The following is a 9,713-nucleotide window of genomic DNA, read 5'->3' as shown; positions in this document are numbered from 1 at the left end:
TTGCTCGACGCTGCCGGAGTGACGGCAGCCTTCGAGATTGCCGGAGGATTTGGGGAGGCTCCGTATGAGATGACGCCCCTGTCCCGCCATGGTGGTCTGATCCGGTCGTCTTCCGGGATGGCAATCGAGACGGTTCCGCTCGCGACGGCAGGGCAGTTTGATACGCTTGTCGTTGTCGGAGGCGAAGGCCACAGGCAGGCCATGAATTGTCCGGAATTACAGGCCTTCATCCGATATCAGGCGACCACGGCGCGGCGGATATGCAGCGTATGTACCGGGGCCTTTCTGCTGGCGGCGGCCGGGATGCTCGATAGACGCCGAGTAACGACACACTGGCAACAGGCTGCAACTCTGAAAGCACTGTTTCCAGAAGTCATGGTTTCGGCCGATGCCATTCATGTCCATGATGGCCCGGTCTGGACGTCTGCCGGCATCAGCGCAGGCATAGATATGGCCCTTGCGCTGGTGACGGAAGACCTCGGGACAGAAGTTGGGCATCGCACGGCCCAGCAGATGGTCGTTTTTTATCACCGTCCCGGAGGACAGTCCCAGTTCTCGGTACTTCTTGAGATGGGAAGCACTCAGGAACGCTTTGCCGAACTGTTGGGATGGATCCGCTCCAACCTGAAACAGCGTCTGACCGTGGATATTCTGGCCAGTCAGGCCGGCATGAGCCCCCGCAATTTTTCTCGCAGTTTCCGGGCAGCGGTGGGAATGAGTCCCGCCAGAGCGGTCGAGAAACTGCGTCTGGAAGCAGCCCGGGAGCGGGTCGAGCGCTCCACCCTCCCCATTGAAGCTATTGCAGTCATGACCGGGTTCCATGATCCCGAACGGATGCGACGCGCCTTCCTGCGCGAGTTTCACCAACCGCCTCAGGCTGTCCGGCGCAATGCAAACGGTAATCCGGGCTGAAACACCGTTCATGCTGTACATACCCGTACAAAATTCACAATCGCAACATTCCGGACACGAAATTACTCGACGACGGCCCTAGAAGGAGCAAAAGTAGCGCCACGCCTTGCGCTGCTGCCGCCAAGCCTTTCTGCTCGCATATGCGGCCACCACCTTGCAAATCAATCAGTCCATGGGCTGTTGCGTAGATCAGTCCTGCCAACTCCCGTACGGGGATCGGCGGCAATGTCTCCGCATTCTGCGCATCTCCAACGAGCCCCGCAGCAGCGATAACAGGATTGCTGAACAACAGTCTGTATCGGGCCTGATAGTCTCGCCCATACCTGATGAACGCGTCTGGTGCTGCCCTCAGCCGCTGGATGGATTCTGCATCGCCGACACGCGCTCGTTTACAGAACCAGGACCAGCATTTTGAAGTTCCGCTCCACAATCGCAGCGCATCGCGGTCCTTGAAGTGGCGATACGGGGCATTGCGCGCGACCGACGTCGTATGACATGGCACTCGAACGCACTTCGATCGAATGGCCACTGCTGGACTGGATATACTTTCCTGATGCGCGCGCAAACCCCAGGTCAAAAGCCAACAGGCAAGAGCGTTGCCTGAGAACGCGATGCTGCCCCGGGCTTGAAACAGCCTTTTGGTGAGGCTAGCCCGCATCAACCTCTATACCGGTGCCCACAGGCTCAACCTGGTCTCTACGACCAAACCGGGATCAAAGGCGATTAACTGAATCAATGACCCAGGCAGTTGGTCGCAAAAGTCTTTCCGTAACCATTTACGCTATATTGAGGCGCTCCCATGAGCTGCGCGTCAGCATTTAGTATCAGCACCTGCGGCGTTACGCGGTGCTCACGGATCAGGGCCGGAACAGCAACCACTGCTGTATGAACCGAGGCCAGAGAAGGCAGGTCGAGAGCCACAGTCTCAATCATCCCTCGATACCGTACGGCCCGGTTCATGCGACATGCTCGACCATAATTAACACATCGTCAGAAACGGCATGGCATCTACTGACCAGCCTAGCCAGCTGGCCGCGATGATACAGTTATCTTAAAGGTGCACAGCTTGAGGGGCCATTTTCCACCGAAACGCGCCAGTTTACTGCGGCTTAATCAAGCATAACCACGCATTGCCAAGGTAAAGCCAGGTGTGATGGTTATGCTTTACGGAGCAATGGCTTGATATAGTGGCATCACACGCTGGGATGGGAAAACAGTGTCCGATGAGAGAAGTAAAGTTACCTTTATCGAAGCATCAAGTGGCCCCTTGATCGCGCCTCTTTACGGAAATTGTAGCCTCGAGACCCATCTCAGACTGGGGTTTGCTGCACTGAAAGCTGAAGCTGAACAGGAGGTGGTCAGGTTTCGAGCACAGAAACAAGGTCAGTAAGGTCTCGCAGTCCCAAAAGCACCATGATGCACCTTCGCATCGCAGTTTCCCTCCTGAACAAGACGCTACACGTCTGCAAAGAAAGCGACTGCCCCTATGGCTGTCCCGTCGGCCGTTTAGAACGCGTGAGGCAGATTTTCTGTCAACTGTTCCCAGTTGCCATGCGAGAAGGCCTGCCTGTCGGCCTCATCCAGACCGCAGTTTTCGAGAAAGCGTCGTGCGTCGCCGCCGGGGCGGTATTGATACGGATAGTCGGTGGAAAACAGCAGCCGGTCCCGACCGACGATCCGTGCTGCCTGTTCCAGATAATGCGGCAGGAACATACCGCTGGCCGTGACATACAGGTTACGCCGGAAATATGTCGCTATTGAATGATTGAGCCCGGACACACGATCCATGTTCGCAATACGCTCGGCATAAAACAGGACCAGCTCGCCCCAATGGCCCAAAATAACCTGCAAATCCGGAAAGCGATCGAAATGGCCCGCCAGCACAAGACGCAGAAACTGGATGCCAGCATCGTAATGCCACCCGAGACCGAAACAGGAAAACGCAGCATCCACCTGTGGGCTAAATCCGGAGTAGTAGGCATCCCGGACATCTTTTTGTGGCGCTCTGGGATGAAGCAGAATCGGCGCCTTCAATGCAGCCGCACTCTGGAAGATCGGGAGCAGATCAGTATGGTCCAGATTGCAATGGCCTACCCGCCCACACAGCATCGTTCCCTTGAAGCCGAGCGTCCTGACGCAGCGTTCGAGTTCCAGTGCGGCTTCGTCGGGCATCGCTACGGGCAGCGTCGCCAGCGCCTGAAAGCGATCCGGATGACGAGATACCGCTTCTGCCACGGCATCATTGGCACGGCGCGCCAGATCGACACTGCCGGGTCCAAGATCGTGCAGTGACGGTGTAGTGAGCGAAAGCACCTGAACGTCCAGCCCTGTTTCGTCCATGAGGGACAGTCGTTCTTCGGCGAGATCAGCTAGCCGCTTCTCAAGCGGTCCCCCATGGAATGGAACGCAACGCTTGGATCAGCGGCTTCAAGACCGATGGCAGACCAGGCGTCCTTCACTTCGGTGGTCAGGAAATGCTCTTCGATACCGATCAACTTCATGGAATGGTCCTTTTCCACAGGCTGCCATCCCGACGGACATGCCTGTTTTCACGTCATCGAAAATAGGTGCGAAACCAGAGGAGGCGCCAGACGCATGAAGATCAAAGTATCAGTGCATGCGACGCTATCTGTTGCCGGTCATTGTCGATAGACTCAGTACATGGAAAACGTGGATCTCAACCTCCTGACAGCGCTCGATGTGTTGCTCGACGAGGCCAGCGTGACTGGCGCGGCCCGCCGGCTCGGGCTCAGTCCGTCCGCCATGAGTCGCACCCTGACACGGCTGCGCTCGACCACCGGCGATCCGTTACTGGTGCGGGCGGGGCGGCATCTCGTGCCCACACCCTATGCAGTAGGTATCCGCGAGCGCGTTCATGTCCTGACCCAGGACGTGCAGGACGTCCTACGCCCTCGGCATGGGGAACTGGATCTGAAAGCGCTGGAAAGGACATTCACCCTTCGCGCCAATGAAGGCTTTCTGAATATTGTTGCAGCGCCGCTGGTGACAACCATCCTGAAAGAAGCACCACGGGTTCGCCTGCGGTTTGCGCCCAAGCCTGACAAGGACGCGTTGCCATTGCGGGAGGGACAGCTTGATCTAAAGATCGGTGTCCGGGGCACATCTGCGCCCGAAATCCGAAGTCGGCTCCTGTTCCGGGATATGTTCGTCGGCGTGGCACGCGTCGGCCACGTCCTTTTTCTGGACGAGGATATCAGTATCGCGCGCTATGCCGCATGCGGCCATGTCGCGACCTCACGACGCGGAACATTCAGGGGGCCGGTTGATGATGCCTTGGAGCAACTGGGATACCAACGCACCGTTTCGGTCGTCGTGCCGGGCTTTCCCGACGCGCTCGAAATCGTGCGACAATCGGATCTGGTGACGCATGTCCCGCGGTCGTGTCTCGCAGGCTTTTCAAAAGCTGATGCAGCAATATCACGCCTGAGACTGTTCCAGCTTCCCGTTAAAACGCCTGAAATCGCCATTTCCGCCATGTGGCATCCCAGGCTGGACGCTGACCCTACCCATCACTGGCTTCGCCACACAGTCCAGACAGTTTGCCGCGAAGTCCTCGACTGCTAAGGACGGCCACTTTCGGAAGGCTACTCCACGGTTGCGCTTAACGCTGATGGATTTCTCAGCCTGAAAGCGGAGCTTAGCGCTCCCGGGCCATGCTGGCGCGGTTGTGTTCTCATTATTATTCTCGTTCACGATAGACCGCATGAAGAGGTCTACGCGTTCGTGACATGTTATCTCGGCAGAAAGCTCTTGATCGCTGACATCAAATGCTCCGTTGGTGTGGACAAAAATCGAAAGGTGCGTGCTGACTGCTGGAGAGAGACAGTCGGTTCTTCGCCTCTCCCCAAGGGCAGCCGAAGAGTATTACGAGCCTAAGTGACAAAGCTGTTAGGGCGAATGTATTCGTTCACTGTGCTGAGCGTGTCGGTTTAGGCATGTAGCGACGAAGGACGAATGCGAGGATGCGATCTACAACCCGGTCTGGGAGCATCCGGATGATGCCGATCATGGATGCCTCCCTTCCGATACCGTACCGCGTGCGCGGCTTGCGGACTGTTATGGCCGAAGCGATCACGTGGGCTGCTGCGTCAGCGGTAAGCCCATTTTCGTTCGCCTCGGCTGCCTGAGCAGTAACGGCATGTATCAGGTCGCCGTAGCGCTCGCGCTGTTCCAACGTCATGGTGGCTGCAACTTTGTTGGCTGTGGCGATCGCGCGGCTTGATATTTTTGTCTTGATCGCACCTGGCTCGATCACGATGACGTCGACCCCGAGCGGCAGCATTTCGCGTCGCAAAGAGTCGCTCAACGCCTCCAGGGCGAATTTCGCTCCTCCATAAGGTCCATAAGTCGCCATTGCGATGGTTCCGCCGACCGAGCTGATGTTAACTATCCGCCCTTTGCTGCGGATCAAGGCCGGCAAAAGCTTTTGCGTAACCGCAATGTGTCCGAAATAATTAACCTCGAAAAGCTGCCGCCAAGCTTCCAGGGGAAAAACCTCGACAGGCGCGTTCGCACCGATGGCGGCATTGTTCACGAGAGCTCTTAACACCCTGCCTGCGGGATCGTTCTGAACCCGATCCGTCAGGGCCTGAACATGATCCTTATTCGTGATGTCCAGGATCAGGGGTTCAATATTCTGGTCGCGTAATGCAGCAGCATCTTCTTCGCGGCGAACGCCGGCCAGGACATGAAATCCTCGACGGGCCATTTCTCGAGCCGTTGCAGCTCCGATGCCGCTTGAGGCCCCTGTGATGACGACCAACTCATTCGTGTCCAATCTGGGCATATTCATATCCTGGCGCTCATAAGTCTCATTCAACTCTCTCCAATGGCTCTGATGGACGAGAGGCAGAGGATCTGCACATGCACGATCTGTAGCTCGCCACGGGCAAGAATCCGGCATATACGGTCAAACGGAGTTATACATCTGCGGGACCGTGCTTTATCAGCGGCTTCCGAAGCGGGCGCGGGCGGCTTCAGTCACGGGCGTGAACAGGCTGATGATTGTGCCCTCGGGGTCACGAAACTGGACCGTGCGGTTTCCCCAAGGCAGAAGTTTCGGCTCGATCACAACGTCTACCCTTCCTTTCAGACGCGTGAACTCAGAATCCACATCATCGACCCTAAACTCCAGGACAGCAGTGCGATTTACACCGGGTTCAGCACTCCCTTCCATGAACAGCGCTACCGTCTCAGCACTTCCAATCGCAAGCGTCGCGCCAGGAGTTACGATTTCAGCAAACTGGGGGGAAAGCCATTCAGCAGACTGTCTGGTCACCAGTTCGTAAAAGGCCACCATACTGGTAATATCGGCTGCAATCAGGCGGGTAGAGGCAAATTTCATTGGTCAGTTCCTGTGGAGGTTGTGCTCTCCACCTTTTGGCACAATCATGCTGACAGCATTCTGTCAGCATGATTGTAAAAGCCTTTGCGCAGCACTGATCGTCTCTTTCAGATTATCCAGATCCTGCGCCGCTCATCTCGCCCTGTCACGGCGCGGATGCTGGGCGACGAACTGGAAGTCTCGATCCGTACGGTCTACCGCGACATCGCGCATCTGACGGGACAGCGCATACCCATTTCAGGCGAAGCTGGCGTTGGCTACGTAATGGGGACCGGATATGACATGCCGCCGCTCGCGCTGCTCCCGACTGAACTTGAAGCGATTGTTCTGGGCGCACAGTGGGTAGCGGCCCATGGTGACACAACGCTGTCACGCGCCGCATTGGACGTTCTCTCCAAGGTTTCAGCGATCGTTCCCAAGCCCATGCAGTCGTTTATCAGCACTCCGAGCACACACGCACAGCCGTCTCTGAAGGCATTACAAGACACGGCCGATGCAGCGAGCCTGCGAGCAGCAATCCGCGTCGGGGTTAAGCTGCGCTTGTGTTATCGCGATCAACAGGGGGAGCTAACCGAGCGAATAATATGGCCGGTGGTTCTAGGTTATTCGGATATCACACGCATGTTGATTGCCTGGTGCGAACTGCGACAGGGATTCCGGCATTTCCGTACGGACCGGATACACGCGGTCGAAATTCTGGCTGAGCAGATAGGTGAGCCTCGCCACCGACTGCTCCAGCGGTGGAAGGCCGCACGCGTATCGGAACTTGCGAAGTTTAAGAATGAAGCAGGTTGATCGCTTTGCCACCATATCCTTCATTATATCCGCATTCATTCTTCACAATTCCGGCCGCTCGCCTCAGCGACTGGTTTTCAAATAAGGGGACGAAGCTGATCTTGGAGGCAGAGCCAGTGGCGGCGGGGCGCACGGATACACCGATTACCCACGCGCCAATATCTCTGACTGACAGCCATTCCGACATGGAATGATCAATAGTCCTCCATGCCGTCATCCCTGAAAAAACCAGCGGCCCTAACGTCAGGCATTGCTTCATTTCAAAGGAAATACCAATGTCTCTTCAGACAAAACTCGACGCTTTCAAGGCTGATTTCGAAGCAGGTAACCCGCCTTATAATGTTCCGGCTTCGGTGATTGAGGTCATGCACCGTGCAAACGCTGAACTGATCGCTTCGGGTGCAGCGGAAAATGCGCTCAAAGCCGGTGATCAGGCTCCTTCCTTCACTCTGAACGACCCGGAGGGCAATCCGGTGTCCTCCATAGATCTGTTGTCAAAAGGCCCACTGGTCATCAGTTTCTATCGTGGTGTGTGGTGCCCCTACTGCAACATGGAGCTTCAGGCTCTTGAGGCTGCACTTCCGTCTTTCCGTGAGCTCGGCGCAAGCCTGATTGCCATCTCACCGCAGACGGCCGTGAACAGCCGCAAGTCGGTCCGTCAGAACCATCTCGACTTCCCCATCCTGTCAGATCCGCATAACGACACTGCGTCAGAGTTCGGTTTGCGGTTTGCCCTGCCGGACTATCTCGTGGACCTCTACACCAACCTGAAAAACGACCTTCCGTCCTTCAATGGCGATGAGAGCTGGACGCTACCGATGCCTGGCCGTTTCGTCATCGGGCAGGACGGCGTAATCCTCTATGCCGAGGTCAATCCGGACTATACCCGACGCCCGGAGCCGGAAGACATGCTGCCAGCACTTCGAAAAGCAAAGCGATCGTCAGCCGGTTAAACATCCATGTTCCAGCGTCTGGACATAGCCCTGTCGACTGTATGGGAGCGACGTCCGGGCGCCCTCAGCACGGGAACTCTCCCAGCATTGAATTCAAGGAAAGCGGCACATGATCCATTTCTATTATGGTCCCGGTCCGAACCCGGCGAAAATTGCGCTATTTCTGGCTGAAACGGACATGGCTTTCGAAGCCATACCGGTCGATACCTATCGTGGTGCCCAGCATGATGCCGCGTTTCGGACCATCAATCCCAATGGCAAGGTTCCTGCTCTCGTAGACACGGATGGTCCACAGGGCAGTCCCGCAGTCCTGTTCGATTCCACGGCCATCCTTCTCTATCTGGCCGAGAAAACGGGAGAGTTTCTCGGAACGGCGCAGGATCGCCCCCAGCTTCTGTCCTGGTTGATGTTTGTTGCAACGGGTCTTGGCCCCTTCTCAGGACAGGCTGTGCATTTCCAGCATGCCGCACCGGAAGGTCTGGACTATGCGGTCCATCGATACCGTCGTGAAGTGGAGCGGCATTATCAGGTCCTGAACGATCACCTGGAGGGGCGATCTTTCATTGTCGGCGACCGTTATACGATTGTGGACATGTCAGCATGGGGCTGGCTGGACCGGGCAGCACGGGTCATGAAAAGTAAAGACGAGCCACTTGAACGCTGGCCCAATCTTACCCGTTTTATGGACATGATGAACGCTCGTCCAACAGTCGATCGTGCCCATGCCATCATGAACGGGCACGCGTTCAAGACCGTCATGGATCAAGACGCGCGTCAGGCCATGTATCCGACCAGTTTCTCCCCAGTGTCAAAAGGAACAGCGTCATGAGCGGACCCTTCGATTATACACCCCCAAAAGTCTGGACATGGACGGCACCAAGTGGCGGCAAATTCGCCAGTACGAACCGCCCGACTGCCGGTGCCACCCACGAGCGGACCCTCCCCGTTGGCCGGCACCCTCTCCAGCTCTATTCTCTTGGCACACCCAATGGCGTCAAAGTCACGATCCTGCTTGAGGAACTGCTTGCTGCCGGTCATACGCAGGCCGAATATGACGCATGGCTTATTCGTATTGGCGAAGGGGATCAGTTCGGCTCCGGCTTTACGGAGATCAATCCGAATTCCAAAATTCCAGCCCTTGTTGATCACAGCGGCGATCAGCCTCTGGCCGTTTTTGAGTCCGGGTCAATCCTGTTGTATCTGGCCGAAAAATTCGGTGCCTTCATCCCCAAGGATATCGCTCATCGGACGGCATGCCTGAACTGGCTATTCTGGCAGGTAGGCAGTGCACCTTATATTGGTGGCGGTTTTGGACACTTCTATGCTTACGCGCCAGAGAAAATCGAATACGCGATCAATCGGTTTGCCATGGAAGCCAAGCGGCAACTGGATGTGCTTGATCGACGTCTCGCGGAAAGCCCTTTCATAGCTGGCGAAGAGTATACAATCGCCGATATGGCCATTTTCCCGTGGTATGGTGGCCTGGTAGAGGGTTGGCTCTATAATGATGCTGCCACATTCCTGAGCGTTCAGGACTATCCCCATCTCAGGGCATGGGCGGACCGACTTCTGGAACGACCTGCCGTTCAGCGTGGTCGTATGGTCAACCGGACATCCGGAGACCTCTCAAGCCAGCTTCATGAACGTCACGACGCTTCCGATTTCGAGACAAAAACGCAGGATCGTCT

At 56.4% G+C, this 9,713-nt stretch carries 12 protein-coding genes; 6 read left to right on the top strand and 6 right to left on the bottom strand.

From position 1 onward, the window contains the following. A partial coding sequence (locus ABF979_RS14920) for a GlxA family transcriptional regulator (RefSeq protein ID WP_415560576.1) occupies positions 1–912 on the top strand: 912 nt, incomplete at its 5' end. A gap of 34 nt (positions 913–946) precedes the next feature. Here ABF979_RS14920 and ABF979_RS14915 read toward each other — a convergent pair. The 4 genes from ABF979_RS14915 to ABF979_RS14900 form a co-directional block, all read right to left on the bottom strand. After that, positions 947–1,414, bottom strand: coding sequence for a hypothetical protein (locus ABF979_RS14915; RefSeq protein WP_415560575.1), 468 nt, complete (start codon positions 1,412–1,414; stop codon positions 947–949). Between the two features lie 230 nt (positions 1,415–1,644). Beyond that, on the bottom strand, positions 1,645–1,872 hold the full coding sequence (locus ABF979_RS14910) for a hypothetical protein (RefSeq protein WP_415560574.1): 228 nt from the start codon (positions 1,870–1,872) through the stop codon (positions 1,645–1,647). Between the two features lie 546 nt (positions 1,873–2,418). Next, complete coding sequence (locus ABF979_RS14905; protein ID WP_415560573.1) at positions 2,419–3,252, bottom strand: amidohydrolase family protein; 834 nt, start codon at positions 3,250–3,252, stop codon at positions 2,419–2,421. 29 nt (positions 3,253–3,281) lie between these two features. Beyond that, complete coding sequence (locus ABF979_RS14900) at positions 3,282–3,413, bottom strand: hypothetical protein (protein WP_415560572.1); 132 nt, start codon at positions 3,411–3,413, stop codon at positions 3,282–3,284. 160 nt (positions 3,414–3,573) lie between these two features. Between ABF979_RS14900 and ABF979_RS14895 the strand changes: the two genes are divergently transcribed. Further along, the gene (locus ABF979_RS14895; RefSeq protein WP_415560571.1) at positions 3,574–4,497 is read left to right on the top strand and encodes a LysR substrate-binding domain-containing protein; all 924 of its coding nucleotides are present in this window, start codon (positions 3,574–3,576) and stop codon (positions 4,495–4,497) included. 343 nt (positions 4,498–4,840) lie between these two features. On the opposite strand, the gene ABF979_RS14890 is transcribed toward ABF979_RS14895, so the two are convergent. Together ABF979_RS14890 and ABF979_RS14885 are read right to left on the bottom strand one after the other, a co-directional pair. Then, positions 4,841–5,719, bottom strand: a complete 879-nt coding sequence (locus ABF979_RS14890) for an SDR family oxidoreductase (RefSeq protein ID WP_415560570.1) — start codon at positions 5,717–5,719, stop codon at positions 4,841–4,843. Between the two features lie 159 nt (positions 5,720–5,878). After that, positions 5,879–6,277: a VOC family protein gene (locus ABF979_RS14885; protein WP_062027606.1), complete on the bottom strand. Its 399-nt coding sequence runs from the start codon at positions 6,275–6,277 to the stop codon at positions 5,879–5,881. Positions 6,278–6,361: 84 nt separating this feature from the next. On the opposite strand from ABF979_RS14885, the gene ABF979_RS14880 reads away from it, so the two are divergent. From ABF979_RS14880 to yghU, 4 genes are all read left to right on the top strand, one after another. Beyond that, positions 6,362–7,072, top strand: coding sequence for a helix-turn-helix transcriptional regulator (locus ABF979_RS14880; RefSeq protein ID WP_415560569.1), 711 nt, complete (start codon positions 6,362–6,364; stop codon positions 7,070–7,072). Positions 7,073–7,347: 275 nt separating this feature from the next. Then, on the top strand, positions 7,348–8,025 hold the full coding sequence (locus ABF979_RS14875) for a peroxiredoxin-like family protein (RefSeq protein ID WP_415560568.1): 678 nt from the start codon (positions 7,348–7,350) through the stop codon (positions 8,023–8,025). Positions 8,026–8,134: 109 nt separating this feature from the next. Then, positions 8,135–8,854, top strand: a complete 720-nt coding sequence (locus ABF979_RS14870) for a glutathione S-transferase family protein (protein ID WP_415560567.1) — start codon at positions 8,135–8,137, stop codon at positions 8,852–8,854. Beyond that, positions 8,851–9,713 (top strand): glutathione-dependent disulfide-bond oxidoreductase (gene yghU, locus ABF979_RS14865; protein WP_415560566.1); only part of this gene is annotated, 863 nt, incomplete at its 3' end. The genes ABF979_RS14870 and yghU, both read left to right, overlap by 4 nt.

This window comes from Gluconobacter sp. (assembly GCF_047723935.1).
Classification (GTDB): domain Bacteria; phylum Pseudomonadota; class Alphaproteobacteria; order Acetobacterales; family Acetobacteraceae; genus Gluconobacter.
The sequence above is the reverse complement of the archived record's forward strand: the minus strand, read 5'-3'. Positions and strand labels throughout refer to the sequence as shown.

Bases quoted from the DNA above. Each gene is read 5' to 3' on its own strand.
- ABF979_RS14890 (WP_415560570.1), bottom strand. From the start codon at position 5,719: ATGCCCAGATTGGACACGAATGAGTTGGTCGTCATCACAGGGGCCTCA.
- ABF979_RS14870 (WP_415560567.1), top strand. From the start codon at position 8,135: ATGATCCATTTCTATTATGGTCCCGGTCCGAACCCGGCGAAAATTGCG.
- ABF979_RS14905 (WP_415560573.1), bottom strand. From the start codon at position 3,252: ATGGACGAAACAGGGCTGGACGTTCAGGTGCTTTCGCTCACTACACCG.
- ABF979_RS14900 (WP_415560572.1), bottom strand. From the start codon at position 3,413: ATGAAGTTGATCGGTATCGAAGAGCATTTCCTGACCACCGAAGTGAAG.
- ABF979_RS14885 (WP_062027606.1), bottom strand. From the start codon at position 6,277: ATGAAATTTGCCTCTACCCGCCTGATTGCAGCCGATATTACCAGTATG.
- ABF979_RS14895 (WP_415560571.1), top strand. From the start codon at position 3,574: ATGGAAAACGTGGATCTCAACCTCCTGACAGCGCTCGATGTGTTGCTC.
- ABF979_RS14910 (WP_415560574.1), bottom strand. From the start codon at position 1,872: ATGAACCGGGCCGTACGGTATCGAGGGATGATTGAGACTGTGGCTCTC.
- ABF979_RS14875 (WP_415560568.1), top strand. From the start codon at position 7,348: ATGTCTCTTCAGACAAAACTCGACGCTTTCAAGGCTGATTTCGAAGCA.